The 25,610-nt window shown below is 63.1% G+C and carries 23 protein-coding genes and 1 other RNA gene; 3 read left to right on the forward strand and 21 right to left on the reverse strand.

Features of this window, described 5'->3' with window-relative positions:
- Positions 1-51: 51 nt before the first annotated feature.
- The 16 genes from murC to ACO08C_RS03430 form a co-directional block, all read right to left on the reverse strand.
- Positions 52-1,455, reverse strand: a complete 1,404-nt coding sequence (gene murC, locus ACO08C_RS03355; protein ID WP_421787549.1) for a UDP-N-acetylmuramate--L-alanine ligase — start codon at positions 1,453-1,455, stop codon at positions 52-54.
- Positions 1,456-1,470: 15 nt separating this feature from the next.
- Positions 1,471-2,502 (reverse strand): UDP-N-acetylglucosamine--N-acetylmuramyl-(pentapeptide) pyrophosphoryl-undecaprenol N-acetylglucosamine transferase, encoded by a 1,032-nt coding sequence (locus ACO08C_RS03360; protein ID WP_421787551.1) that lies wholly within the window; start codon positions 2,500-2,502, stop codon positions 1,471-1,473.
- Between the two features lie 47 nt (positions 2,503-2,549).
- Positions 2,550-3,668: an FtsW/RodA/SpoVE family cell cycle protein gene (locus tag ACO08C_RS03365; RefSeq protein ID WP_421787553.1), complete on the reverse strand. Its 1,119-nt coding sequence runs from the start codon at positions 3,666-3,668 to the stop codon at positions 2,550-2,552.
- A gap of 9 nt (positions 3,669-3,677) precedes the next feature.
- A complete protein-coding gene (gene murD, locus ACO08C_RS03370) occupies positions 3,678-5,012 on the reverse strand; it encodes a UDP-N-acetylmuramoyl-L-alanine--D-glutamate ligase (RefSeq protein ID WP_421787555.1) in 1,335 nt (444 codons plus the stop codon).
- Between the two features lie 70 nt (positions 5,013-5,082).
- Positions 5,083-6,189: a phospho-N-acetylmuramoyl-pentapeptide-transferase gene (gene mraY, locus ACO08C_RS03375; protein WP_421787557.1), complete on the reverse strand. Its 1,107-nt coding sequence runs from the start codon at positions 6,187-6,189 to the stop codon at positions 5,083-5,085.
- Between the two features lie 9 nt (positions 6,190-6,198).
- Entirely contained in the window at positions 6,199-7,605 is a 1,407-nt protein-coding gene (locus ACO08C_RS03380) for a UDP-N-acetylmuramoyl-tripeptide--D-alanyl-D-alanine ligase (protein ID WP_421787559.1), read from the reverse strand.
- Complete coding sequence (locus tag ACO08C_RS03385) at positions 7,598-9,046, reverse strand: UDP-N-acetylmuramoyl-L-alanyl-D-glutamate--2,6-diaminopimelate ligase (protein ID WP_421787560.1); 1,449 nt, start codon at positions 9,044-9,046, stop codon at positions 7,598-7,600. The genes ACO08C_RS03380 and ACO08C_RS03385 overlap by 8 nt, the downstream gene beginning before the upstream one ends.
- Complete coding sequence (locus tag ACO08C_RS03390; RefSeq protein ID WP_421787562.1) at positions 9,043-10,812, reverse strand: peptidoglycan D,D-transpeptidase FtsI family protein; 1,770 nt, start codon at positions 10,810-10,812, stop codon at positions 9,043-9,045. Before ACO08C_RS03390 ends, ACO08C_RS03385 begins: the two co-directional genes overlap by 4 nt.
- Complete coding sequence (ftsL, locus tag ACO08C_RS03395) at positions 10,812-11,168, reverse strand: cell division protein FtsL (RefSeq protein ID WP_421787564.1); 357 nt, start codon at positions 11,166-11,168, stop codon at positions 10,812-10,814. The genes ACO08C_RS03390 and ftsL overlap by 1 nt, the downstream gene beginning before the upstream one ends.
- A complete protein-coding gene (gene rsmH, locus ACO08C_RS03400; protein WP_421787566.1) occupies positions 11,165-12,157 on the reverse strand; it encodes a 16S rRNA (cytosine(1402)-N(4))-methyltransferase RsmH in 993 nt (330 codons plus the stop codon). The genes ftsL and rsmH overlap by 4 nt, the downstream gene beginning before the upstream one ends.
- Complete coding sequence (locus ACO08C_RS03405) at positions 12,154-12,618, reverse strand: division/cell wall cluster transcriptional repressor MraZ (protein WP_421787568.1); 465 nt, start codon at positions 12,616-12,618, stop codon at positions 12,154-12,156. Before ACO08C_RS03405 ends, rsmH begins: the two co-directional genes overlap by 4 nt.
- A gap of 182 nt (positions 12,619-12,800) precedes the next feature.
- An RNA gene (gene rnpB, locus ACO08C_RS03410) (RNase P RNA component class A) lies at positions 12,801-13,191 on the reverse strand.
- Between the two features lie 34 nt (positions 13,192-13,225).
- Positions 13,226-13,894: an N-acetylmuramoyl-L-alanine amidase gene (locus ACO08C_RS03415; protein ID WP_421787570.1), complete on the reverse strand. Its 669-nt coding sequence runs from the start codon at positions 13,892-13,894 to the stop codon at positions 13,226-13,228.
- A complete protein-coding gene (locus ACO08C_RS03420) occupies positions 13,891-14,805 on the reverse strand; it encodes a DMT family transporter (protein ID WP_421787572.1) in 915 nt (304 codons plus the stop codon). The genes ACO08C_RS03415 and ACO08C_RS03420 overlap by 4 nt, the downstream gene beginning before the upstream one ends.
- 54 nt (positions 14,806-14,859) lie before the next feature.
- Positions 14,860-15,156, reverse strand: a complete 297-nt coding sequence (locus ACO08C_RS03425; RefSeq protein ID WP_421787574.1) for a hypothetical protein — start codon at positions 15,154-15,156, stop codon at positions 14,860-14,862.
- 93 nt (positions 15,157-15,249) lie between these two features.
- Positions 15,250-15,939 carry a TerB family tellurite resistance protein gene (locus ACO08C_RS03430; protein WP_421787576.1) on the reverse strand — a complete coding sequence of 230 codons (690 nt, stop codon included), beginning with the start codon at positions 15,937-15,939 and terminating at the stop codon, positions 15,250-15,252.
- Here ACO08C_RS03430 and ACO08C_RS03435 point away from each other — a divergent pair.
- Together ACO08C_RS03435 and ACO08C_RS03440 are read left to right on the forward strand one after the other, a co-directional pair.
- Positions 15,938-19,570, forward strand: a complete 3,633-nt coding sequence (locus ACO08C_RS03435; RefSeq protein ID WP_421787578.1) for a hydantoinase B/oxoprolinase family protein — start codon at positions 15,938-15,940, stop codon at positions 19,568-19,570. The genes ACO08C_RS03430 and ACO08C_RS03435 overlap by 2 nt on opposite strands.
- A 167-nt stretch (positions 19,571-19,737) precedes the next feature.
- Entirely contained in the window at positions 19,738-20,283 is a 546-nt protein-coding gene (locus ACO08C_RS03440) for a fasciclin domain-containing protein (RefSeq protein ID WP_421787580.1), read from the forward strand.
- 112 nt (positions 20,284-20,395) lie between these two features.
- On the opposite strand, the gene ACO08C_RS03445 is transcribed toward ACO08C_RS03440, so the two are convergent.
- Genes ACO08C_RS03445 through ACO08C_RS03460 form a run of 4 tightly spaced genes read right to left on the reverse strand, consistent with a single transcriptional unit; the run spans position 20,396 to position 23,418 of the window.
- Positions 20,396-21,412 (reverse strand): succinylglutamate desuccinylase/aspartoacylase family protein, encoded by a 1,017-nt coding sequence (locus tag ACO08C_RS03445; RefSeq protein WP_421787582.1) that lies wholly within the window; start codon positions 21,410-21,412, stop codon positions 20,396-20,398.
- A 17-nt stretch (positions 21,413-21,429) separates the two neighbouring features.
- Positions 21,430-22,335 carry a 30S ribosomal protein S6--L-glutamate ligase gene (gene rimK, locus ACO08C_RS03450; protein WP_421787584.1) on the reverse strand — a complete coding sequence of 302 codons (906 nt, stop codon included), beginning with the start codon at positions 22,333-22,335 and terminating at the stop codon, positions 21,430-21,432.
- Between the two features lie 43 nt (positions 22,336-22,378).
- Entirely contained in the window at positions 22,379-22,828 is a 450-nt protein-coding gene (locus ACO08C_RS03455; RefSeq protein WP_421787586.1) for an ATP-dependent zinc protease, read from the reverse strand.
- Entirely contained in the window at positions 22,825-23,418 is a 594-nt protein-coding gene (locus tag ACO08C_RS03460) for a hypothetical protein (RefSeq protein ID WP_421787587.1), read from the reverse strand. The genes ACO08C_RS03455 and ACO08C_RS03460 overlap by 4 nt, the downstream gene beginning before the upstream one ends.
- A gap of 150 nt (positions 23,419-23,568) precedes the next feature.
- Here ACO08C_RS03460 and ACO08C_RS03465 point away from each other — a divergent pair, with 150 nt between their 5' ends.
- Positions 23,569-24,420, forward strand: a complete 852-nt coding sequence (locus ACO08C_RS03465; protein ID WP_421787589.1) for a pirin family protein — start codon at positions 23,569-23,571, stop codon at positions 24,418-24,420.
- 3 nt (positions 24,421-24,423) lie between these two features.
- Here the strand turns inward: ACO08C_RS03465 and ACO08C_RS03470 are convergent, their stop codons facing one another.
- Positions 24,424-25,578, reverse strand: coding sequence for a hypothetical protein (locus ACO08C_RS03470; protein WP_421787591.1), 1,155 nt, complete (start codon positions 25,576-25,578; stop codon positions 24,424-24,426).
- Between the last annotated feature and the right edge of the window lie 32 nt (positions 25,579-25,610).

A 25,610-nucleotide genomic window follows, 5' to 3' on the forward strand; every position in this document is an offset into this window, starting at 1 on the left:
TTCGGGGCCCTCCCCCCGCAAGCAGGGGGAGAAATCGGTGGTAGGCCTCGCTCACCCCAGTGCCTCCAGCTCGTCCGGCAGGGCATAAGCCCAGGCTGTGATGTCGCCGGCGCCGAGGCAGACAATGATGTCGCCTTTGCCGGCCCGTTCGGCGATCGCCGCCGCCACGGCCTCGCGGGTGGTAGTCTGCGCATCGCGATGGCCATGCGCGCGCAATCCCTCGACCAGGTGTGGCGCATCGGCGCCTTCGATCGGGGTCTCCCCGGCCTCGTAGACCGGCGCGATCAGCACCGTGTCGGCGTCGTTGAAACAGGTGCAGAAATCGTCGAACAGATCGTGCAGGCGGGTGTAGCGATGCGGCTGGGCGATCGCGATGACCTTGCCGGAGGCGGCTTGACGGGCGGCCTTCAGGACGGCGCTGATCTCGACCGGATGGTGGCCATAATCGTCGATAATATCGGCGCCGTTCCAGGTCCCGGTCTTGGTGAAGCGCCGCTTGACGCCGCCAAAACCCTGGAGCGCCGACTTTGCGGCGGCTTCATCCGCGCCTAGCTCCCGCGCGACAGCGATGGCCGACAAGGCGTTCAACACGTTGTGCTCGCCCATCATGGGCAGGAATACGCGCTCCCAGCGCTCGGCATGGCCATTGTCGCGGAAGACGACATCGAAGCGCGAACCGTCGGCCGTCATCTCCAGGTTTTCCGCCCGCACATCGGCCTGCTGGTTGAAGCCATAGGTCAATATCCGGCGATCCGTAACGCGCGAGGCGAGGTTCTGGACCTGGGGATGATCGGTACAGAGCACGGCAAACCCGTAGAAGGGCAAGCCTTCCACGAAGCGGTAGAAGGCATCATGCAGCGCCTCGACACTGCCGTAATGCTCCATGTGTTCCGGGTCGATATTGGTCACGATCCCGATCGTTGCCCGCAGCTTCAGGAATGACCCGTCGCTTTCATCGGCCTCGACGGCCATCCAGTCACCCTCGCCCATCTTGGCGTTGGAGCCGTAGGCGGAAATAATGCCGCCATTGATCACGGTGGGATCGAGTCCGGTGGCGTCCATCAGCGCGGCGACGAGGGATGTCGTCGTGGTCTTGCCGTGCGTTCCGGCGACGGCGACGGAATATTTGAGGCGCATCAGCTCCGCGAGCATCTCGGCGCGGCGCACGACAGGGATTTTCTTTGCCCGCGCCGCCTGCAGCTCGGGATTACCGGCCTTGATCGCGGTCGAGACGACCAGCGCGCCGGCGCCCTGAACATTGTCGCCGGCATGCCCGATAAACACCTTCGCACCCTTTTCGCGCAGGCGGATAACGTTGGGATTCTCCTTGATGTCGGAGCCCTGCACCGCATAGCCGAGATTGAGCATCACTTCGGCGATGCCGCTCATGCCGATCCCCCCGATACCGACGAAATGGATGGGGCCGACACGGATGGGCAGGGCGTTCGAGGGCATCAGTCTGTTTTACCTTTACACAAGCGCGATCAGCGCATCGGCGAAAGCACGCGCAGCGCCGGGACGGCCGAGCTCGCGGGCGCGGGCCGCGCGGCCGGACAGATCATCGGGATTGGACAGCCGGACTTCAAGCAGGGCGGTCAGCGCAGCGGCGGTGAATTCGCTTTCCGGGATGGAGTCCGCCGCTCCGGCCTCAACCAGGCCTTCGGCGTTGGCCGTCTGGTGATCATCGGCGGCTATGGCCAGCGGCACGAACACCGCCGGACGGCCGACGCAGGCGATTTCGGATACGCTCGAAGCACCGGCCCGGGCAATGACGAGGTGACAAGCGGCCAGCCGCTCCGCCACATCCTCGAAGAACGGCTGGCACTCCGCTTCGACACCGGCGTCCGCATAGATATCCCTGGCCATGGCGAGGGCTTCTTCACGGGTCTGTTGGGCGACAACAAGGCGAGATCTAAGCCTTTCCGGGAGATCGGCGATCGCTTGCGGCACGGTTTCGGACAGTATCCGGGCCCCCAGACTGCCGCCGAGGACGAACAGACGGATCCGATCCGTCATGTCCGGGAACGGCGTGTCGCGGGCCGCAACCAGCGGAGCGCGAACCGGATTGCCCATCGCCTCATGCCGTGCGCCCGCAGGCAGCCGGTCGAGCCGGTCGAAACCGGAGGCCACAAAGGCCGCATCGCTGGCGAAAACGCGATTGACGCGGCCGAGGACGGCATTCTGCTCGTGGATGGCGAACGGAATTTTCTTTTGCCGTGCGGCCAGCAAGGCCGGAAAGGCGGGATAGCCACCGAAACCGGCCACGACATCGGGCTTCCAGTCCTTCAGGATGAAACGGCAAGCCTGCCAGCCGAACAGCAATTCCATCCACGCCGAGGCGAGTTTCACCGGATTTCTGGTGATCGGACTCGCAGCGCGGACCGGATCAATTTTGACCGCCGGAAAATCGCGCGTGTGTTTCATGCCGCGCGCATCGGTGACAAGCCGGACTTCCCAGCCCCGATCGACCAGCTCTTGCGCAGCCGCACGGGCAGGAAACATGTGACCGCCGGTGCCTCCGGCAGCGATCAATGCGCGTTTCGGGCTTGTCATGACCGCAGATAGGCGCCCGGCCGCCGCCGGGTCAATGCCAGCATCAGTCCGGCGCCCAGTGCGAGGGCGAGCATGGACGAGCCACCATAGGAAATGAACGGCAAGGTCATGCCCTTGGGCGGGATCAGGTCGAGATTCACGCCGATATTGATGACGGCCTGAAGGGCGAACTGCAGGGCCAGGCCCGAAACCGCCAGCTGCGCGAAATGATCCGTCAGCTTGAGCGCATTCATCCAAGCCCTGGCGACCAGGATCGCAAACAATCCGATGATGGCGAGCGAGGCGATCAACCCGAATTCTTCGGCTGCGACCGCGAAGATGAAATCGGAGTGCGAGTCCGGTAGCAGCCGTTTGATGGTGCCTTCGCCGGGACCGACGCCCATCACGCCGCCGCGCGATATGGCCGCGATGGCGGTGTCCGTCTGATAGGTCTCGCCGGCACCCGGATTGAGAAAGCGTTCGACACGGGTCGCCACATAGGGAAGGAACATCCAGGCCGATACGATACCGGCGGTCGCCGTGGTGGCGAGCCCCAGCATCCAGCGGAAATTGAGCCCGGCGACGAAAAAGACGCCGCCAAAGACAAGGGTGATCAGGATGGACTGGCCGAAATCAGGCTGCTGCATCAGCAAGACGACGCTCGTCAGATAAAGTCCGAAGGCGATGACACGACCCGGAATCGGCGCCCCATTGCGCGCTTCGGCAAACAGCCAGGCGCAGATCACGATTAGCGATGGTTTCAGGAATTCTGACGGTTGCAGCGAGAAGCCGGCGAAGCGCAGCCATCGCGAGGCCCCGCCCACCTCGTGGCCGGCGACAATCGTGACAGCGATCAGCGCCAGCGAGCCGACCAGCGTCAGCGCGCATAATCGCCGGATATTCCGCATCGCCAGCGAGGACACGAACAGCAGAACGCCAAGGCTCAAGACGGCGAAAAAGCTGTGGCGGTAGAGAAAGTGGAACGGGTCGGAAATGTTTTCGCGGACGGTCGCCGCAGGGCTGGCGGCCAATGAGAGGATCAGGCCGACACTCATCAGGGCGAGAACGACAAACAGCAGGGTGCGGTCAATCGAGCGCCACCAATCGCCGACCTGCCGAGCTTCAATGGCAATCATTCCTGTCCCTTACGCGTTTCCGATCCGGGCCCGAACCAGCGTCCGGAACATGTCGCCCCGGTGTTCGAAATCCCTGAATTGATCGAAACTCGCGCAAGCAGGTGAAAGAAGAATGACCGGCGTATCGCGCGCGCCTGCAGCCGCGTCCCGGGCGGCGAGGTCGAGCGCCGTTTCCAGAGTTCCGGCGACTTCGTTGGGCACCGTTCCGGAAAGGGTTGCGGCAAACTCGTCGGCGGCCTCGCCGATCAGATAGGCTTTCTCGATACGCGGGAAGAAAGGGGCCAACGCGCCAATTCCGCCTTCCTTTTTCCGGCCTCCGGCTATCCAATAGATATGATTATAGCTGGCCAGCGCCTTGGCTGTCGCTTCGGCGTTGGTGGCCTTGGAATCGTTGACATAGCGCACACCCTTATGGGTGCCGACGAGTTCCAACCGGTGCGCCAGGCCGGGAAAGCTGCGGATGGCGTCGGCGATCCCTTCGGGCAGGAGGCCGAGCCGAATGCATGCCGCATAGGCCGCAGCGATGTTCTGGGCATTGTGGGCGCCGGGGAGGCTGACGGCCTCCTTGAGATCGAGGATTGCGCGCGGGCTTCTGCCGAGTGCGTCAAATACTTTACCGCCCAGCGCATAAACGCCATGCCCCAGTGAACGGCCCGAAGAGACCGCGACAACCGATTGACGTTGCGACGCTTTCAATCGCGTCATCACGCCAGCGGAATGATCGTCGTCGACGCCAACAATGGCCGCGTCTTCTGACGTCTGGTTGCTGAAGATTCGAAATTTGGCCGCCTTGTAGCCGGCCATGTCGCCATGCCGGTCGAGATGATCCGGTGTCAGATTGAGCCAGATCGCAATATCGCAGCGCAGCGTCTGCACCAGATCCAGCTGGTAGGACGACAATTCGATCACAAACACCGTCTTGGCGCGTGGCGGGGAGAGCCCGAGAATGGCCTCGCCGATATTGCCACCGACGCGGACATCGCGGCCCGCCTTTTTCAGGATATGCCCGATCAGGGCGGTGGTCGTCGATTTGCCGTTCGTTCCGGTGATGCCCACGATTGACGGGCGCCGCTCTGCCGGCAGCGCTGCCATCGCCTGCGCGAACAGCTCGATATCGCCGATGACCGGTACGTTCTTTTCGCGGGCCAGTCTGACCAGCCTATGCGGCTCTGGGTGGGTGAGCGGCACGCCGGGCGATACAATCAAGGCCCGGACCTCAGACCAGTCGGCGCGGTCAAGGTCGGTGAGCGCAACACCGTCGGACTGGGCGTTTATCCGCGTGTCTGGATTGTCATCCCAGGCCAGCACCTGCGCTCCGCCTTCGCGAAGTGCCTTGCAGGTCATCCGGCCGCTCCGCCCCAAACCGAAGACGGCGACCGCCTGATCTTCATATCCGGGAACGGGGATCATGGCGTCAGCGGAGCTTCAGGGTCGACAGGCCGATGAGGGCGAGGATTACCGCAATAATCCAGAAACGGACGACAATCGTCGGTTCCTGCCAACCCATTTTTTCGAAATGGTGGTGAATCGGCGCCATTTTGAAAACGCGCTTACCGAACATTTTGAACGAGGCGATCTGGACCATGACCGACACCGCTTCGAGTACGAACAGGCCCCCGATGATTGCGAGCACAACCTCATGCTTGACGGCAACGGCGATCGCGCCGATGGCGCCACCCAGAGACAAGGATCCGGTGTCGCCCATGAAGACCATGGCGGGCGGCGCATTGTACCAGAGAAAGCCGAGCGAAGCCCCCAACAAAGCCCCGCAAAACACGGCCAGCTCGCCGGTTCCCGGTGTGAAATTGAGCTGCAGGTAATCGGCGAAGACAAAGTTGCCGACGATGTAAGCGATAAATCCAAAGCTGGCGGCCGCGATCATGACCGGCACAATCGCCAACCCGTCGAGCCCGTCCGTGAGATTCACGGCGTTCGACGAGAAGGCGATAACCAGCGTGCCGAAAATCAAAAAGAACGGACCGAGCGGGATCAGCACATCCTTGAAAAACGGTACGGCAACGGAGGTCGCATAGCCCTCGGGCACATCCGGGGCCTGAGCCAGAAGGCTGGTCATCCACCAGATGGCAATGCCACCAATGACGAACTGCAAAAGCAGTTTCATCCGGCCTGACAAGCCCGCCGTGGACTTCTGGGTCACCTTGCGGAAATCGTCGACGAAGCCGATTGCGCCGTATCCCGTGGTGACGAACAAGACCACCCAGAGATACTGGTTCGAGAGGTCGCCCCAGAGCAGCGTTCCGATGACGATCCCGACCAATATCAGAAAGCCGCCCATGGTGGGGGTGCCGGCTTTTTCGATGATGTGGCGTTCCGGACCATCTTCACGGATCGGTTGGCCCTCACGCTGCTTTTTCTTCAGCCAGCGGATAAAGGGCGCGCCGCCGATCATCGCGATCAGGAGCGCGGTCATCAGCGCACCGCCGGTGCGGAATGTGATGTAATTCAATAGATTAAAGAGCGCGAACTCTTCAGCATAAGGCAGCAGCAGCCATTCCAGCATATCGTTTTGTTATCCCTGTCCCCGAGCGCCGAGTTCGTCCTCGGCGAGCATTCGGGCAATTCTGTGAACGCCCGAAGCATTTGATCCTTTCACAAAGACCACATCGCCCGGTGCAATGTAGCTTGCGAGCGCAGGCTTGAGATCGTCGGCCTTCGGTTCGAACGAAATCAACCGGTCGGACGGCAGAATGTCCGCCAGCGGCCGCATCCCTTCACCGGCGAGAAAAACCGCATCGGTGGATGCAGAATCCAGCGGCTCACGGAGCGCGCGATGCATGTCCGGCGAATCCGGGCCCAATTCCAGCATCTCGCCGAGCACGGCAATCCGGCGGCCCTTGGCGGGCTGCGTTGCGCCCAGGATTGACAGACCGGATGCCATGGATGCCGGGTTGGCATTGTAACTGTCATCGATCAGCGTGAAATGGCCCGATCCGAGCGCGATACGATGGGTGGCGCCGCGGCCATCGCCGGCGGAAATGCCGGCGAGAGCATCGGCCGTGGCTTCCGCGTCGACGCCGGCAGCGATTGCGGTTGCGAAAATGGCGGCGGCGTTCCAGGCCCAATGGGCACCGGGCGCCGGCACGCGAAAATCGACGGCTTTACCGAGGACCGACATGCGGCCGCGACCGCCGTCAAAACCGGTTTCAAAGTCTTCAATCCGGATGGCGGCACCTTCCGCGCGGCCGAATTCCAACATAAACGCCGCGGCGCTGTGGGAGGCATGCTGCCGAAGCCGTGCGCTGAAATCGTCATCGGCCGGGAAGACAGCGACGCCATCGGCGTGCAAGCCCTCGAAAATTTCGGACTTCGCATCGGCGATGGCTTCCATCGATCCGAGGTTTTCGAGATGCGCCGGCGCAATCTTCGTGATCAGCGCGACATGGGGCCGGGCGAGCGTCGAGAGTTCGCGGATTTCGCCCGCATGGTTCATGCCCATCTCGTAGACGGCGCGATCGCAATCGGCCGGTGTCAGAGACAGCGTGAGCGGTACGCCCCAGTGATTATTGTAGGATTTTTGCGATGCGTGGGCGCTGCCAACGCTGCGAAAGACGCTCGCCAGCGCCTGCTTCACAGTGGTTTTGCCGACGCTGCCGGTGACCGCCACGCGGATCGCGCGGCAACGATCGCGCGAATACCGTGCCAGCGCCCGCAAACCTTCCAGTGTTTCGCCGACAACCAGCTTGTTGCCGGGGCCGCAATCTGCGCGCGCCACAAGTGCTGCGGCGGCCCCTCGCGCCATGGCGTCGGGGACAAAATCATGGCCGTCGCGCTGGTCCTGCAAAGCCACGAACAGATCGCCGGGCTTGAGCGTGCGGGTATCGATCGATACGCCCGTCGCCGTCCAGTTGATCTCCGGCACCAGCTGGCCAGCGGTCGCGGCGGCAGCATCCCGCGCTGTCCAGAGCGGATCAGCCATCACCGCCTCCCATTTCCGCGACCGCTTTGCGGGCTTCTTCCCGATCGTCGAAGGGATGGGTGACGTCGCCGATCTTCTGGCCCGTTTCATGGCCCTTGCCGGCGATCAGCAGCGTATCGTCCGCGGTCATCCCGGAAAGCGCCTCGCGGATGGCGGCCGCGCGATCGCCAATCTCGGTCGCTCCGGCAGCGCCCTGCATAATCGCGGCGCGGATGGCTGCCGGGTCTTCCGAACGCGGATTGTCATCCGTGACGATTACGGTATCCGCCAGTTTGACAGCGATTTCGCCCATCGGCTGGCGCTTGGTCGGATCGCGGTCCCCACCGCAGCCGAAGACAATGATGATACGCCCCTTGGTGTGCGGGCGCGCGGCGCGGATCAACTTGTCCAGCCCGTCGGGCGTATGCGCGAAATCGACGAGCACGGGCGCTCCATCCGGGGTGCGGGCCGCCAGTTCGAGCCGTCCCGGCACGCCTTTTAGCTCGGCGATTGCCGCCAACGCATCGGACTGTTCAACGCCGGATTTTGCCGCCATGGCCGCTGCGCCAACCGCGTTTGCGACCTGGAATTCGCCGACGAGCGGCAATTCGATCTTGTGGCTCCGTCCCCCAATCTCAAGCCTGACGATCTGGCTCGCCGGCTTGGGTGTCAATTCGCGAATCCGCCAGTCGCGTCCACCCCAGCCGACCTGGATCACCTCCAGACCGCGGGCGGTGCATTTCTCCGCGACGTCGCCGCCCCAATCGGAATCGACATTGATCACGGCAGGCGAACCCGGTTCGGCGAGTTCGAGAAAAAGCTTCAACTTGCTTGCAAAATAGTCCGCAAAGTCCGGATGATAATCGAGATGGTCCTGGGTCAGATTGGTAAAAGCCGTCAAACCCACGCGGACTGCGTCCATACGCTTTTGTTTTAGTCCATGGCTCGAGGCTTCCATCGCCAGATGCGTACAGCCATCCGCGGCGAGAGCGTCGAGCGCCCGATGCACGGCGGCCGCATCCGGCGTCGTATATCCCGTTTCGACCCAGCCTTCGCCGCGGGCGACGCCGAGTGTTCCGAGGCTAGCCCCATCCAGTCCGGCCCGGCGCCATATCTGACGCAGAAAATCGACGGTCGAACTCTTGCCATTGGTACCGGTCACCGCCGCGATCATCTCGGGCTGGCGCGGATAGAAACGTGCCGCGATCTCGGCAAATCGCCGCGTCGGATCCCCGTCACGGACCACCATCGCCCCGTCGACCTCTACACCTGGCTCGGTCAAAACCACGACGGCGCCTGCTGCAACGGCCTGCGGAATGTAATCGCGGCCATGCACTTTCAGACCCGGGAGGGCAGCAAAAAGGAAGCCGGGCTTCACGGCCCGGCTGTCCAATGTCAGTCCGGCGATCTCGACATCAGTTCCGCCGACGGATTCGGGCGATATCAATGCTGACAGTTTCACTCGTCCGGTCTCACCACAGGTTCGGGATCGGGCGTCAGGGCCGCACGCACAAGCGTCGCGCGTGTCAGCGGATCGTCTTCCTGCTCGACCCCCAGAATCGATGCGATCCTGGAGATGATTTCGCCCGCTGCGGGGGCGGCCGTCCACCCACCCGTTGCATAGCCGTAGGTCGCTGGGGTGCCCTGCGGCTCCTCAAGCACGACGAGTACCACGAATTGCGGGTCATCGTAGGGGAAAACGGCCGAGAACGAGGAGATCAGCCGGTCTTCGTCATAGCCGCCGCGGCCCGGCCGCTCGGCGGTACCGGTCTTGCCGGCGACGCGAAAACCCGCTGCGTCGGCACGGCCACCGGTTCCATTGGCCACGACCTCGCGCATCAGATCGAGCACGCCTTGGGCGACGTCCGGCGCGAAAACCTGTTCACCGGCAATGGTTTCCCCGGGCCGCACGGGCCGGAGGGTCGGCCGGACATAGACACCGCCATTGGCGATGGCGGCAAACGCGGAGGCAACCGCCAGCGGGCTCACCGCGATACCATGGCCATAGGAGATTGTTGCAGTTTCCGTCGGACCCCATTGACGCGGCAAGAGTGGCGTTGCGCTTTCGGCGAGCTCCACAGGCGCGCGCTCCAGTAGCCGAAGCCGCCTCAGCAAATCGCGTTGCGCGTCGGCGCCGGCTTCCATCGCAATCAGTGAAGAGCCGATATTCGAGGAATGCGTGAAGATCTCTTCCAGCGTCAACGCCCGGTTTTCGGCATGGAAGTCTTCTATTGTGTGCCCGCCAACACGAATCGGCGACGTTGCATCGAACGTTTCGCCCGGTTCGGCGATGCCCTGCTCAAGCGCCAGCGCGACCGTGAAGGCTTTGAAGGTCGAGCCCATCTCGTAGCGCGCCTGCAGCGCCCGATTGAGACGTTCACTGCCGGACGCATGCGCAGCGCGGTTTGGATCGAAATCCGGCAAGGATACGAGAGACGCGATCTCGCCGGTGCGGACGTTCAATACGATTCCGGTTGCCGACAGGGCCTGAAATTCTGCCATGTAACGGCGGAGGACCTCGTCGACATGGAATTGAACGCCCATGTCAATCGAAAGCGGGACGGGACGGCCGCCATCATTCGCCAATGCGGAGTTAAACGCCTGTTCGGCGCCCGCCAGGCCTTCCAGATCGCGGCTGGCATGACCGATCGCGTGGGCCGCCAGCCGGCCGCGCGGATAAACCCGCCGCGGTTCCGTACGGAATTCCAATCCCGGCATGCCGAGTGCGAAGACCGCCTGGCGTTGGCGCGGTGTGAGATTGCGTTGGATCCAAACAAAGCGGCGGCGCGAAGAGAGATCAGCGGTCAACTCTTCTACATTGAGCTCCGGTAAGACCGTGACCAATGCTTCCGCGGTTTCGCGGGCATCCCACACCAGCTGCGGATCGGCGAACAGCGACCAGGTTTCGAGCGTTGTTGCCAGCACCTGGCCATTTCGGTCGACGAGATCTCCCCGGCGGATTTCGGCCTGCACTGGTACGACGGCCGCCGCCTCATCGCTAGCGAATGCCAGTTCAACAGCGCGGAATCCCAGCGCGCCGAAAGCAATCACCAGCGTAAATCCGATCACCGCCATGCGGCGGCGCGCATCCTCCACGATCGAAGCGTCTTCATTCTCGACGCGCAATACGCGGGTCAGATTGTCAGGCGCGGCTTCCGGCAATGGCCGGCTGTCTGCGTAGGCTTGCAGCGTCCGGCGAAGTCCATTCCGCTTTCGCCAGAAGGACATCACGGCCGTCCTCCGGCCTGTCGGATATTGGCTTCATCAGCGGACTGCCCCGCCACGGACACGGTCCGGTTGGCCGGCTCGATCAGAAGCGGCAAATCCGACATTGCGACTTCACGCGAGGGATCGAGCGGTTCGAAACCAAGATATTGGCGCGCCAGCGCCCGCAACCGGTCGGGATCTTCGAGATGCGCGATATCGACCCGTAACACGTTGATCTGACGACGTTCTTCAGCGAGGTCGGAGCGCATTTCCGCAAGCCGGTCCCGCGCCTCCTGCGCTTCGGTTTTGGCGATATACAAAGCGACCGCCAGCACGGATGCCACGATAAAAGCAAGCACGTTGAGGGCACGGATCATGGGGCCATCTCCAGCCGGTCAAGTGACGGCGCGGTGGGGAAAAGAGCGTGTTCGGGAGGCCAAGCGGGCGCCTCTGTGCGAATCGCCGCTCTTAGCCGGGCTGAGCGAGCCCGCGGATTAACGTTAATCTCCTCGGCCGACGGCTCGACGGCCTTGCGGGTGAGAAGGCGTAATGAGGGCTCGGGGCCCTTATCAAACTCGGGCATGTGACGCGACCCGCCGGAAGCCAGCCCGGCGCGGGAACGGAAAAAGCTCTTCACGATCCTGTCTTCGAGCGAATGGAAGGTCACGATGACGATGCGCCCGAGCGGCGCGAGCAATTGCTCGGCTGCATGCAGCGCGCGGACGAGTTCGCCCATTTCGTCATTGATATAGATACGCAGCGCTTGAAAAACGCGGGTGGCGGGGTGCGTCTTGCCGGGCTTGCCACCAATCGCGCGCGCCACGGTCTCGGCGAGCTGATCCGTGGTCTCGAAGGGCCGATCGGTCCGCTGTCGCACGATTGCGGAGGCGACGCGGCGCGATTTGCGTTCGTCGCCATATACAAAGAAAACGTCAGCCAGCTCTTTCTCGGAAAGCTGGGCAATAGCGTCCGCAGCGCTCGGTCCGGCGCCGCTCATCCGCATGTCGAGAGGCCCGGGCTTCGAGAATGAAAATCCACGCTCGGCCTGGTCGAGCTGCATGGACGAAACGCCGAGGTCGAGGACGATTCCGTCCACGAGATCGCCACCGGCCTCTTCCACGACCTCTTTCATGTGCGAAAAGGGCGCCTCGACCAGAACGAACCGGCCGCCCGACGCCTTCTTGAGATCCTCTCCGACCGGCCGCACAGAGGGGTCGCGGTCAATCCCCAGAACCCGGCAGTCCGCCGCAGCCAAAATGGCGCGGCTATAGCCGCCGGCGCCAAATGTGCCGTCTATGTATAGTGCGCCGTCGCGTGGCTCCAGCGCGTGCAGGACTTCATCCAACAGGACGGGAACATGATTCATGCCGCCCCCTCGCCGCTCCGGCGCGGCCGACGAAGCTTGAGCTTGTTTTCTTTTGCAAAGGTTCGTGCGGACGATGCGCGCGTCTCATAGCTTTCCGGATTCCAGATTTCGAACCGGCGGCCAAGGCCGACAAAGGTTGCCTTGCCGTCAAGTCCCGCATGCTCCGCCAAATCCTTTGGCAGGGTAATGCGGCCATTGGCATCAAAGGCTAAGGTCCGGGCGGCGCCGAAAATCGACTGCTCAAGCGCCTGACGCGCTTCGTCATACGGATCCATATCCTCGACCATGTCGAGATAGTCGTCCATCAGCGCCTGCCCGCCGCCTTCGAGCCATGGCCCGTCAAAACTCGGCCAGACGTAAATTCCGTCGAAAGGACCGCCGGAGACATTCGAGCGGAATGCGGCCGGTACCGAAATGCGGCCCTTGCCATCAATTCCGTTCGTGGCGGTGGATACGAACACCAAAATCTCCCCTGCCGCAGCCCGTGCGGTTAACAATGGGATAACATGGGAATTGATGGGAAACAATGGAGAAACGGGCCGAAACGCGACTTTTTCAGAGGCCCGCCAAGTATTCGCGCCAGATGCTGCAACGCACAAAAAGAACAGACAAAGAACATATCTGTGGATAAATGTGGAAAACTTGGATCAGGCGGCCTGTAAGCCGGGTTCTGTGCCATTCTTTCCATTACGGAAAAAACGCGGCGACCATTCCTCTGCGACACGCCTTGCGGCCTGCCTGACGCGACCTACCCGGATGGCGCCGTAAGGCGGGCGTGCGGATTGCTCCGCGTCCATCCCTATTCGGTCTTGCTCCAGGTGGGGCTTGCCGTGCCCCCTTCCTTGCGGTCGGGGCGGTGCGCTCTTACCGCACCGTTTCACCCTTACCGGCCGAGGCCGGCGGTCTGTTCTCTGTGGCGCTATCCCTGGGGTTTCCCCCGCCGGGCGTTACCCGGCACCTTGCCTTTCCGGAGCCCGGACTTTCCTCCCTTGCCCCCTTTCGGGCCCTGCAAGAGCGGCCGCCCGGCCACCTGATCCGCGCGTTATGTCGTTATTTTCAATGCGAACGTCAAGACGAAGGTGTAAGGACTGCTACCGCAGCGATCAGACCACGCGTCTCGTCGTTCAGCTCGCCGTCGATCCGCTGCGGACGATAATGACGCTGAAACGCCTCAATCACGGCCGCCTCACCCGCCGAAAAGCCATAGCCAATGGTCCTCAATTGTGCATGCGCGTCACCGGCCGGAGCCGGAGCTTGCGGGAAGACGCCGCAACCGGCAGCAGCCAGACGCTCCCATGGAAACAATTCGCCGGGATCCTGTTTGCGGCCCGGCGCCACGTCGGAATGCCCGACCACGCGATGTGGCTTGATCGCATGCCGCACCATGATTTTTTTCGTAAGCGAAATAACGGCTGTGATCTGAGCGGCAGGATAATCCGGCAGGCCGAAATCATGACCGCCATTGACGATCTCGATGCCTACCGATATCCCGTTGACGTCGGTTTCGCCGCCCCATTCGGATAAACCGGCATGCCAGGCTCGGCGGTCTTCCGGAACCAGGCGGAATACACGGCCGTCCTCCTCGACCATGTAATGCGCGGAGACCTGCGTTCCGGGATCGCGCATCCGGTCGAGCGCTGCCGGCCCGCTTTCCATTCCCGTATAGTGCAGCACGATCAGGCTGACGGGCTTGTCGCGGTCATTGAAATTGGGCGATGGCGCATCGACGATCTTCACAAAGCCTCCTCACGCGCCAGCGGCGCCTTGGGCAATTCGCGATTGGGCCGCGAAGCGACAATGCCCGCTCCGATGAGCGTCAGCATCCCGCCGACGACCAGTGTAGGGCCAAATTGGTCGCCGGTGATAAGTATTCCGGACACAACGCCGATAAGGGGCGCCATCAGCGTCAGCGGCGCGACCAGCGTTGTCTCGTATTTCTGGAGCACGAAATAGAACACGCCGTGGCCGTAGATGTTGACCAGCACGACGGTGAAAACCAGCGCGGCCAGAAACATCCAACCGCCGGAGGCCACAGCTTCCACCTGGCCTGTTTCGAACAAGGCTGTGCCGGCCAAGAGCGCCGGCGCTGACAGTACGCCAATCCATGCCTGCAGGCGCATGGGTTTCATATCGATCCGGCGGATCAGGATCATCGCCACGGACGCGACAAATGCTGCGGCCAAGCCGTAGAGCAGACCGACGGAAAGGGTCATTTCCGCCGGATTGGCCACGACCAGAACGACACCGAGAATGGCCAACACCGTGGCACCACCGCGCACCCAGCCAATGCGTTCCTTGAGCCAAACCACCGAGAGGATGGTCACCATCGGGACACCGCTTTGCAGCACCAGCGCCATGGCCGACGGTGTGGCGGTCTGCAATCCAATGAAGATAAAAGCATATTGCGCCGCGCCCATCCCCAACGCCACACCGATGAGTGCCGGCCATTGCTTCGGCCAAGGGCGGAGGAAGGGAAACAGCAGAGCTGCCAGCAGAGCAAACCGCAGGAATGCGAAGGCGACAGGCGGTACGCCGTTGAAGCCCGGCACCCATCCCGGATCACCGGTAACGGCAAACTTCGCGACAACAAAGTTCAGCCCCCAGAACAGGCAAACCAGCATGAAGGCGAGAAAATCGCGAAGCGCCATGGCAGCGGCCTATACCGCTGTCCGGAAAACACCAAGTGACAGTGTGTTACGAAATCAGTCTCGCGAAGAGCCGTTGCCGTCTACGGTCCAGCCCGACGGGCCATGCCGGGCGACAAGGATGGTGACACCATCATCATCGTCGCCATTCTTACGGCCGCGCACCTTGCGCCACAGCCACCAGGCGCCGCCCGCCAGCATCGCCGCCCCAATCACAACGAGCGCCGCGGCCGCAAAGATTGCAGCAAACATCAAGACCAGTCCAAAGAAGGCCACCGCCAGAACGGCGGCGATTAGCGCGCGCAGCCAGCTGCCGGCCGAGTGCGGAAAACGGAAGGTTTGTGTCTGGCTCATCATTGCCCCTTTCGGCACAGCCGAGGCGGTTTAACACTTCGGTTACAATTTTGGGGCCAGCGCCCGCCGCGTCAATCACCTGTCACGATAATTTCAGCGGGATTGCGCGCCCCTTTCGTCCCGTATGGCCGCATAAGCGGCATTAATCGCCGCCATCTTGTCGACGGCAAGCCGTTGTAATTCGGCAGGAACTCCCCGGGCGATCAAGGCATCGGGATGGTTGCGTGACGCCATGCGGCGATAAGCCCGCCGCAATTCGTCGTCCGTAACATCAGGGTCTATGCCGAGGATTGCGTAGGGATCATTGTCGTCGATCAATCCGTGCGACAGGCGAATCCGGCGGAACTCCATGGGCGAAAAGCCGAAGATATCGGCAACCGTTTGCAAGTATTCGGTCTCCGATTCCGTGACCACACCGTCGGATTTCGCGATATGAAACAAGCCGTCCATGACGTCTTCGAGGACCGCCGGATGATGGCGGAAACGGCGGGCGAGACGGCGTGCATAACCATCGAAGCCGAGCGTCGTTTCCTTCGCCAGATTGAAGGCGCGGGCGATCACGTCCCGGGCCTCCGGCGGCGCCCGGAACACCTGCTGGAAGGCGGCGATCTCATCGCGCGTCACGACGCCGTCAGCCTTCGCCATTTTGGCGCCAAGTCCAATCAGCGCCATGGCAAAATCGGCATCATCGACGCGGTGGCCCGGGCCGCAATCCTCGCCTTCACAGGCGAAGGGATCCGGCTGTCCGGTGATGAAATCTGTCAGCTTGCGCCAGAAGCCCATGAGTCTAGTCTCCGCGCCTCCATGTAACGTCCGGTGGCGGGGATTAGAAGGCGTGTCAGGCACCTGGGAATTCTGGATCGACCGTGGCGGCACTTTCACCGACATTATCGCCCGGCGGCCGGACGGCCGGTTGCAGGCCCGGAAGCTGCTGTCAGAGAGCCCGGAATACGTGGACGCGGCCTCTGAAGGCGTGCGGCGGTTTCTGAATTCAACCGGAACTCACCCTGACCGCCACGTGAAGGCCGCAGCTGTCAAAATGGGAACGACGGTGGCCACTAACGCGCTGCTTGAGCGGAAGGGGGCGTCCACCTGCTTTGTCGTGACCCGCGGCTTCGCCGATTTGCTGCTCATCGGCGACCAGACCCGGCCGGATATCTTCGCGATGAAAATCGAGCGCCCGGCGCCGCTGCACGATCATGTCGTGGAGATCGACGCCCGCATGGATGCCGGCGGATCCGAGCTGACACCGGTCGATGCCGAGGCGGTGCGCGCCGAGTTGGTAGCGGCCAAAGCCGCGGGATGCGAAACCTGTGCGATCGCGCTGATGCATGCGACCGCCAATCCTTCGCATGAGAACTATATTGCCGATCTCGCCCGTGAAGCCGGATTTGAAACGGTGATCACATCGGTCGAGGCGAGCCCGCTGGTCAAGCTCGTGCCGCGCGCCTCGACCACCGTGCTGGATGCCTATCTGACCCCGGTCCTGCGCGATTATGCCGGCCGGGTCGCCGAGCGGCTTGACGGAGCGCCGCTCTACTTCATGCAATCCTCCGGCGGGCTGACCTCGGCCAAGAGGTTCGCGGCGCGCGATGCGGTGCTGTCCGGCCCGGCAGGCGGTGTGGTGGGCATGGCAAAAACCGCCCAGAAGGCGGGCTTTCCGCAAGTCATCGGCTTCGATATGGGCGGCACCTCGACCGATGTCTCGCGTTTTGACGGCGAGCGCTATGCCCGGGTTGGCGAAGCGGTGATCGCCGGCCAGCGCCTGCGCGCGCCGATGATGGCGGTGCATACGGTCGCGGCGGGCGGCGGGTCCGTCCTGTTCTTCGATGGCGAGCGGGCACGGGTCGGCCCCGGCAGCGCCGGAGCGATGCCTGGACCGGCGGGCTATGGGCGCGGCGGGCCGGCCGCGGTCACCGATGCCAATATCGTGCTGGGCCGTATCCAGCCGGATCATTTCCCGAACAGTTTCGGCGCCGACGGCCAAAGCCCGTTGGATGCCAAGGCCAGCCGGGCGGCCCTCGCCGAGCTGGCCGACGCGATGGGACTTACGAGTGCAGAAGACGCGGCCGCGGGATTTCTCGATGTCGCTGTCGAAAACATGGCGCAAGCGATCAAGCAGATCTCGATCGGCGAAGGCGTCGATCCGGCGAAATACGCCCTCGCCGCGTTCGGCGGCGCGGGCGGGCAGCATGCCTGCAAGGTCGCCGAGGCGATCGGCATGTCGACCGTTCTGATCCATCCCTATGCAGGTCTGTTGTCAGCGCTTGGGATCGGACTTGCCGAGCTGCGTGAAATTCGGGAAGCGGCAATCGGTGCTCCGCTTGCGACGCATCTCGAGACGGCACGCCAGGCGCTGGACCGGCTGGGAGAGGCAGCGCGCGGCGTGCTGGCGCAGCAAGGGGCAGACCGAACCGCCGTCCGGATCGACCGCGAATTACGCCTGCGGGTGGCGGGGTCCGATACCGCGATACCGGTATCGCTCGATGCGGGCGATCCGGTGGAGCGCTTCACGGCGGCGCACCGGCAATTGTTCGGCTTTGTCGCGGAGGGCGAGATCGTGATCGAATCCGTCGCGGCGACGGCCGAGGCCGATCCCCCGGGCGCGTCGGGCTGGCACATCGTCCTGCCGGAAAGGACGGACGCCGGGCCGGTCGATCACCGTCCGGTCTATAATGACGCGAACTGGTCGGATTGGCCAGTTCACGATCTGGGCCGGCTCGGGCCCGGTGCCGCGCTCGACGGACCGGCGCTCATTATCGAGCCGAATTCCACCATCGTCGTTGATGCCGGCTGGTCGGCCGAGCGGCTGGACGACGGCATGCTGGTCATGCGGCGCGGGACACAGGCCGCTGCGTCATCGGAGTCGACCGCGCTCGATCCGGTGCGTCTGGAATTGTTCAACAAGCGCTTCATGTCGGTCGCCGAACAAATGGGCGTCGCGCTCGAGCGCACGGCCCATTCCGTCAACATGAAGGAGCGGCTGGATTTTTCCTGCGCCGTCTTCGACGCCGAGGGCGGTCTGGTCGCCAATGCCCCGCACATGCCGGTACATCTCGGTTCGATGTCCGCCAGCGTCCGCTCTGCCGTTTCCGCGAATCCGGACATCGGTCCGGGCGATGCGGTCGCCGTCAACGCCCCGTATGAGGGTGGGACGCATCTGCCGGACATCACGGTGGTTGTGCCGGTGCACGACGAAAGCGGGGCACGGCTGTTTTATGTCGCGGCGCGCGGCCACCATGCCGATGTCGGCGGCATCGCGCCCGGATCGATGCCGCCGTTTTCGACCTCGATCGAGGAGGAAGGCGTTTCCTTTGCCAATGAGGTGATCGTCAAAGGCGGCCAGTTCCAGACCGGTCACGTCCGCCGCATTCTCGAAGGCGGGCCCTACCCGGCCCGAAATCCGGACCAGAACACCGCCGATCTCAAAGCCCAGCTCGCCGCATGTGCCAAGGGGGCTGCCGAATTGACGCGGATGGTTTCCGATCACGGGCTCGACGTGGTGCGCGCCTATATGGGCCATGTCCAGCACAATGCCGAGCGCGCGGTCCGCCGCGTCATCGGTGCGCTCAAGGACGGATCGGCGCGAATCCGGCTGGACGATGGCGCCGAGATTTGCGTGGCCATCCGGGTGGGCGCTGCGGCGCGATCGGCGGTGGTCGATTTTACCGGTACCAGCGCCCAGCTCGGCTCGAATTTCAATGCGCCGTCGAGCGTTGCCCGGGCGGCAGTGCTTTATGTCTTCCGCTGCCTGGTTGGTGACCAGATTCCGCTCAATGAGGGCTGTCTGAAACCCATCGAGCTGATCATTCCGGACGGCTGCCTGCTGAACCCGAAGCCGCCCGCCGCAGTGGTGGCCGGCAATGTCGAGACCAGCCAGATGGTTGTGGATGTGTTGTTTGCCGCAACGGGACGGATGGCCGCTGCGCAGGGCACGATGAACAATCTCACCTTCGGCAATGCGCGGCATCAATACTATGAGACGATCTGCGGCGGGTCCGGCGCGGGCGTCGACGCCGATGGCAAGGGCTTTGCCGGGACGGATGCGATCCACACCCACATGACGAATTCCCGGATGACCGATCCGGAAGTGCTGGAACGCCGCTATCCGGTGCGCGTCCGGGCGCACCTTGTGCGCAAAGGGTCCGGCGGAAACGGACAACATCGCGGCGGCGACGGATCGGTCCGGCGACTGGAATTGCTTGAGACGATGGAGGTCGCGCTGCTGTCTTCGCACCGGCGCGAAGCGCCGGCCGGGCTGGCCGGCGGCGGCGATGCTCTGTGCGGAGCGCAACGCCTGATCCGGGCGAACGGGGAGGTGATCGAGCTGGACGGGCTGTTTTCGGTCAATGTATCGCCGGGCGACATGATCGAGATTGAAACGCCGGGCGGTGGCGGGTTCGGCGATCCCTAGCGCGGCGACACCTGATTTCCAGCGCAAACCCCTAAAATTAAACATGTTTAATTCAGCGATCCGGCGGCGCGTTGCGGCCGTAATCCTCCCATGTCTGCGGCCAATTCCGCAGGCCATGGGCGGCGACGACTGCCCTGTCCCCCCGAAGACCTTAGGAGTGCACTCACATGCGCAACATCATGATTTCTCTCGCCGCCGCGACCGCTTTCACGGCTCCGGCCCTGGCCCACGACAGCGACACGGCCATCATCAAAGCCAAGATGATGGACGCCTATGGCAGCCATGCCAGCGCCCAAGCCGATATCGTCGATACGGCCGTCAATGCCGGTTCGTTCAACACGCTGGTCGCCGCCGTTCAGGCCGCCGGCCTGGTCGACGTGCTGCGCGGTGACGGTCCGTTCACGGTCTTCGCCCCGACAGACGATGCCTTTGCGGCACTGGGTGAAGATACGATCAACACGCTGCTGCAGCCGGAAAACCGCGATCAGCTCGTCGCCATCCTGACCTATCACGTTGTTCCGGGTGAGTTTTTCGCCGCCGACCTCGCCGGTCAGCGCCTGTCGGTCGAGTCCGTCCAAGGCGACACGATCGATATCGACGCGACGCATGGTTCGGTGATGATCGACGGCGCGACGGTCGTAACGGCAGACGTCGATGCATCCAATGGCGTCATTCACGTCATCAATGAAGTGATCATGCCCGACACGCACTAAGTCGGCAGATCGCATAAAACGGAGCCGGGCCGCCCCTTCCCTGTCCCATAGGCCCGCTCTTTATTGCCGCCCGCGGACAATGCCCTGTCCGCGGGCGGTTTCTTCTCGCGGATCAGAGAATCTCGTCCTCGTCGAACAGCGGATGGCCTTCGAAGGCCTGTTCCAGCGCGGTATGACCATCCTCGGTCAGCGGCTTGACGATTTCCGCAATGTGGAACAGCGCGTCGCCCTCATTGACGATGGGCAACATGGTGCGGCCGATGATGAGGCCGGTCGCCGGCGAGCGGACCTCGACCTCCTGGGCGCCGAGCGGGTCGGACAGGGCTGCGATCGTCTCACCCTTTTCCACCCAAGCGCCAATCGTCTTGAAGGCGCGCAGAACACCGCCCATCGGGGCCCGCATCCATTCGGTCGACTGGCTGATATCGGGCTGCAAGGGCGTCCGCATCCGCTTGTCCTGGTTCAGCATGCCCAGCTTGCGGAGGACACGCATGACGCCGGTGACGCCGATGCGCAGTGCGGTCTCGTCGAAGCGCAGCGCTTCGCCGCACTCGTACACCAGAACATCCTTGCCCAGATCGCGGGCGGCCTGGCGCAATGAGCCGTCGCGCAGTTTCGAGACGATGATGACCGGCGGGGCGAAAGCCTGAGCCAGCTCCATCGCCCGTTTGGACCCGCCATCAATGCGGATCTGCGGCAAGTTTACGCGATGTTCGGCGGCGGAATGCAGATCGATCCCGACATCGCAGCGGGACACGATCTCCGTCATGAAAATCTTCGCCAGCCTTGCTGCCAACGAGCCCTTGGTGGCGCCTGGGAAGGAGCGGTTCAGATCCCGCCGGTCCGGCAAATAGCGCGAATGGTTGATGAAGCCGAAGCCGTTCACAATCGGCACGCAGATCAGCGTGCCCTTGAGCTGCTTCATCTGCGGCGCGCGGATCAGGCGGCGGACAATCTCGACGCCGATGATCTCGTCACCATGGATGGCGCCGGAAATGAACACGGTGGGTCCGGCTTGGCGGCCGTGCAGCACGTGCGCCGCCATGGTCATGGGCGTGTGATCCGACAGGACCGACACCGGCAGATCAACAATCGCGCTCTTGCCGGGCTCAATCGTCGTCCCGGCCATGACAAACGGTTCTCGCGTCACCCCTTGCCTTTCGTCTTTGTTTTGCCCGGCGTGGCGGTCTTCTCGATCAGTTCGATGATCTTGCCAGCCACGTCAAAACCAGTCGCACCTTCGATCCCTTCAAGACCGGGCGAGGAATTGACCTCCATCACCACCGGGCCGTGATTGGAGCGCAGCATGTCGACGCCGCAGACATGGAGGCCCATGATCTTGGCGGCCCGCACAGCCGTGGCGCGCTCTTCCGGGGTGATCTTGATGCGCGCGGCGCCGCCGCCGCGATGCAGATTCGAGCGGAACTCGCCTTCCGCGCCCTGCCGCTTCATCGCCGCGACGACCTTGCCGCCAACGACAATGGTGCGGATGTCCGAACCGCCGGCCTCCTTGATGAATTCCTGGACAAGGATGTTCACCTTGGCGCCACGGAAAGCCTCGATCACCGACTTGGCCGAGCGCCGCGTTTCCGCCAGCACCACGCCAACGCCCTGGGTGCCTTCCAGGAGTTTGATCACCACCGGCTCGCCGCCGACCATGTCGAGCAATTCGTCGAGCTGCCGCGTGTCGTGGGCAAAGGCAGTGACCGGCAGGCCCACCCCGGCGCGCGAGAGGAGCTGCAGCGAGCGCAGCTTGTCGCGCGAGCGCGTGATGGCAACAGACTCGGCCAGCGTCCAGGCGCCGGTCATCTCGAACTGGCGCACCACGGCCGTCCCGTAGGCCGTGATCGAGGTGCCAATGCGCGGGATGACGGCATCGTATTTCGGAAGCGGCTCGCCCCGGTAATGCAGTTCAGGACGGTGCGAGGTAATGTTCATGTAGATGCGCAAGGTGTCGAGCACATCGATCTCGTGGCCTCTTTCCTCGGCCGCCTCGATCAGGCGCCGGTGCGAGTAGAGGTCAGGATTGCGGCAAAGAAGGGCTAATCGCATAAAAAGTCCAGACGGCAGCTTCGGGTGGATGCGGTCGACCGGCTTATTCGTCGCCGCACAGATAAGACGCTGCAGCGTCGATCAGCGTTCGGCTCCGCAGCGCGGTGCGGCCTAGTAGCATACGGAACCCCATCTCGTCACGCCGGGAAAGGGTGAGATCGATGGGCCAGGTACGGCTGCCCAGTTTCAGCCGCGTGCGGATCACAAAACGCTTGGAAATCTGGCCGTTCGACGAGCGGATCAGGCGTTCATCGAACACCGGCGCCTCGCAGGCGATGCGGTCGCGATTATTCTTCTGTTTCGGGTGCAATTCGAAGCGCACCCAGGGCTGCCCGTCGCGTTCGAAAGGCTCGATATGCCAGGCATGGACGGCAGAGGTGCGCGCGCCGGTATCGATCTTTGCCTTCAGTCTCGCGCCGCCGAGATCCGGCAGCTCGACCCATTCGCGCCAACCGATGGTGAATTGCGAACGGCGTTTCCGGCTCTCGGTCAATCGCCCAGCCATCCCTGAAACGCGACATCGCGGAACACCACATCGCCGAGGCGGAGATCGCCGGTCAGCGCGGCCGGCGCATTCTGCGGATTGCCGGCCATCATCTGTGCGATCTGTTCGGGATTCCAGGTGCCCGCAAAGCGCACCTCGCCCAGCAAGTCGTGCCGTCCGGTGAATTGCAGACCAGTATCGCTGACGGCAAAGACGTCCGGCTGTACGCGGTACGTCACCTCGTAATAGGTATTGCCAAGCTCGCCGATCCCGGTCGGGCTGGACGTATCGTCGAAATGCAGGCTGATGGGCGGGAAGGCATCCGCCTCGCCGCGCATAAAGGCTTCCGCCTCCCACTGCGCCGCCAGCGAAATGTGATCGAGCTGGATATCGCCGATGCTGACATCGTCCTGCGGCAGGAAGTATCCGAACAAATCGCCTGCAACCGACCAGTTCTGACCTTCGAGCCCCGCCGCAATGCGCGCGGTTTCAGATGGGTTCTGGACCGAACCCGGAGCCGGCTGCTGGCCCGGATCGGCCGCGCTGCAGGCGCCGATCGCGATGGTGATGAGGGCGGATGAGATTATCAGGCGTGTCACGGCCCGCCTCCTATTGCTTCCCCGTGCCCAAAATAAGCCCAATTGCAACCAATCGTCCATTGCTGACGGTTTGGAAAAACGGGGTTTTCAACGCGGGCGCTGGCCGCTGCGGAGGGCGCAGCCCATATCCGCAGGCAAAGGAGATCATCCATGACCCAGATCAGACCGCTTGCGCATCTCGAACCCGGCATGGCCGCGACCGACGGCGCCGGCGTCAAGCTGAACCGTCTGCTCGGCACGGCGCGCCTGCCGCAGATCGACCCGTTCCTGATGCTCGACAATTTCCATACCGAGAATCCGGACGATTACATTGCCGGCTTTCCGCCGCACCCGCATCGCGGCTTCGAGACGGTGACCTACATGTTCGCGGGCCGGCTCCGCCACAAGGACAATAAGGGCCATGAAGGCGTGATCGAGCCGGGCGGCGTGCAATGGATGACCGCCGCCGGCGGTATTGTGCATTCGGAAATGCCGGAGCAGGCGGACGGGCTGATGTCCGGCTTCCAGCTGTGGATCAACCTGCCCCGCGCGGAAAAGATGAAGCCGGCGGGCTATCAGGAGTATTCACCCGGCGAGATCCCCAGCGATGTGCGCGACGGCGCGGTCGCGAAAATCGTCGCGGGCCGCACCTCGGCCGGCGTCGAGGGTCCGGTGAAGAACATCACCGTGCAGCCCTTCTTCGCCGAAGTCACGCTGGAACCGAACGCCGTCTTCGAGGAGCCGCTTCCGGCGCAGCATTCCGCGATCGTCGCCGTGCATGACGGTTCGGTGCTGCTGCCGCGCACCGGCAGCGAAGCGCCGATGGCGGTCAATCGCGGCGAGCTGGGCGTGCTCGGCGAAGGCGACCGCACCCGGCTGGAAGCGGGCGATGACGGTGCGCGCCTGTTGCTGATCGCCGCGAAACCCTTGCGCGAGCCGGTGGCGCGCGGCGGGCCTTTCGTGATGAACACGGAAGGCGAGGTCCGGCAGGCGATGCTGGATTACCAGTCCGGGCGGTTCTGAGGCCTACTCGCCGACGGTAATCTCGACCGGACCGCCGAGCAGACCGTCGGCGGTCCAGGATCGCAAATCGTAACGGCCCGGCGGGAGGAGAAGCGGTATATCCTCTCCGGGAAACAGCATCAGGCGGTCGATTGCGACCTCCTCGGTGCTGCCGCCGGCTGGATGCGCCTCGACGATAATCCGCTCGCTGTCGGACAAAAACTCGGCCGGAATGTCGGTATCGATGTCGCCGATCTCGCGGCGCCAGGTCGGCCGGTTGCGCTCAAATTCGACGGGCGGGTGAGCGATGAAATGGTCTACCAGACCGGACTTGCGTGTCTCACTTCCGTTGGCGAATGAAATGGTCGAATCGGCTGCGCATTCCGTTTGATCGATTGTGATCGGATCAATGCCGGTCGCTTCCGCCAGGCGATTGGCGAACCAGCGCGTCTCCGACCCGTCGCGACCCACATGTGGGCGTTCAAGCACATGGGCGTGTCCGACATGAATCAGCACGCGCGCATCGGGATCGTGGTCAAATACAGCCGCGATCAGATTTTGGGTCTGCGCGATTTCGCGCTCGTGAATGCGTGAAACCATGTCAGAATGGTCACCGGTGCGTTGGTCTGACCGTTGCTCATAGGCGACAAACGAATATTCAAGGTCGGCGATCTGACGAAGCGATCGGGCGAAAATCGGCTCAAAGGAATAGGTCCCTGTTCCGGCGAGAACCTCGTTTTCGCTGCGCATTTCGAGACTTTCAGCGCTAAATGTCTCGGCAGCAAAATATCGATACCCAAGCGGCGCCAACCATGATGCCAGTTCTGCCGGCAAAAGCCTGTGGCGTGCATTCGTGTGGGCCTCGTTGACAATGACAATTCTTGTCTGCGCTGCTCCATCGATCACGGTGTCCCGGAAGTCAGCGAGAGTGCCGGTTACCGGGCAATCGTTGCTACGATCCAAAAAAGGCGCTTGTTCGACAAATTCCCGAAACAGATCTTCACGGCCAACATAGATCAACGCTTGCGCCGCCATGTGAAACTGAGACGTCGATGGATCAAACCCGACCGCGTTTTCGTCAATAACGTCGAATAGCCCGTCGATTCGTTGCTCGCGCGTTGTTTGAGCTTCGGCCAAGGAGCCGATCGCCAAGACCATCACCAACAGCATCCGAAACATGTCCCTCTCCCCTCAAGACCGGGGCACAACTT

The organism is Hyphobacterium sp. (genome assembly GCF_965229905.1).
In the GTDB taxonomy this organism is placed as follows: domain Bacteria; phylum Pseudomonadota; class Alphaproteobacteria; order Caulobacterales; family Maricaulaceae; genus Hyphobacterium.

Excerpts from the sequence above, each read along its gene's own strand:
- murC (WP_421787549.1), bottom strand. The coding sequence starts at position 1,455 with ATGCCCTCGAACGCCCTGCCCATCCGTGTCGGCCCCATCCATTTCGTC.
- ACO08C_RS03360 (WP_421787551.1), bottom strand. The coding sequence starts at position 2,502 with ATGTTTCCTGCCCGTGCGGCTGCGCAAGAGCTGGTCGATCGGGGCTGG.
- ACO08C_RS03365 (WP_421787553.1), bottom strand. The coding sequence starts at position 3,668 with ATGATTGCCATTGAAGCTCGGCAGGTCGGCGATTGGTGGCGCTCGATT.
- murD (WP_421787555.1), bottom strand. The coding sequence starts at position 5,012 with ATGACCTGCAAGGCACTTCGCGAAGGCGGAGCGCAGGTGCTGGCCTGG.
- mraY (WP_421787557.1), bottom strand. The coding sequence starts at position 6,189 with ATGCTGGAATGGCTGCTGCTGCCTTATGCTGAAGAGTTCGCGCTCTTT.
- ACO08C_RS03380 (WP_421787559.1), bottom strand. The coding sequence starts at position 7,605 with ATGGCTGATCCGCTCTGGACAGCGCGGGATGCTGCCGCCGCGACCGCT.
- ACO08C_RS03390 (WP_421787562.1), bottom strand. The coding sequence starts at position 10,812 with ATGTCCTTCTGGCGAAAGCGGAATGGACTTCGCCGGACGCTGCAAGCC.
- ftsL (WP_421787564.1), bottom strand. The coding sequence starts at position 11,168 with ATGATCCGTGCCCTCAACGTGCTTGCTTTTATCGTGGCATCCGTGCTG.
- rsmH (WP_421787566.1), bottom strand. The coding sequence starts at position 12,157 with ATGAATCATGTTCCCGTCCTGTTGGATGAAGTCCTGCACGCGCTGGAG.
- ACO08C_RS03420 (WP_421787572.1), bottom strand. The coding sequence starts at position 14,805 with ATGGCGCTTCGCGATTTTCTCGCCTTCATGCTGGTTTGCCTGTTCTGG.
- ACO08C_RS03425 (WP_421787574.1), bottom strand. The coding sequence starts at position 15,156 with ATGAGCCAGACACAAACCTTCCGTTTTCCGCACTCGGCCGGCAGCTGG.
- ACO08C_RS03435 (WP_421787578.1), top strand. The coding sequence starts at position 15,938 with ATGAGTCTAGTCTCCGCGCCTCCATGTAACGTCCGGTGGCGGGGATTA.
- ACO08C_RS03430 (WP_421787576.1), bottom strand. The coding sequence starts at position 15,939 with ATGGGCTTCTGGCGCAAGCTGACAGATTTCATCACCGGACAGCCGGAT.
- ACO08C_RS03440 (WP_421787580.1), top strand. The coding sequence starts at position 19,738 with ATGCGCAACATCATGATTTCTCTCGCCGCCGCGACCGCTTTCACGGCT.
- ACO08C_RS03445 (WP_421787582.1), bottom strand. The coding sequence starts at position 21,412 with ATGGCCGGGACGACGATTGAGCCCGGCAAGAGCGCGATTGTTGATCTG.
- rimK (WP_421787584.1), bottom strand. The coding sequence starts at position 22,335 with ATGCGATTAGCCCTTCTTTGCCGCAATCCTGACCTCTACTCGCACCGG.
- ACO08C_RS03465 (WP_421787589.1), top strand. The coding sequence starts at position 23,569 with ATGACCCAGATCAGACCGCTTGCGCATCTCGAACCCGGCATGGCCGCG.
- ACO08C_RS03470 (WP_421787591.1), bottom strand. The coding sequence starts at position 25,578 with ATGTTTCGGATGCTGTTGGTGATGGTCTTGGCGATCGGCTCCTTGGCC.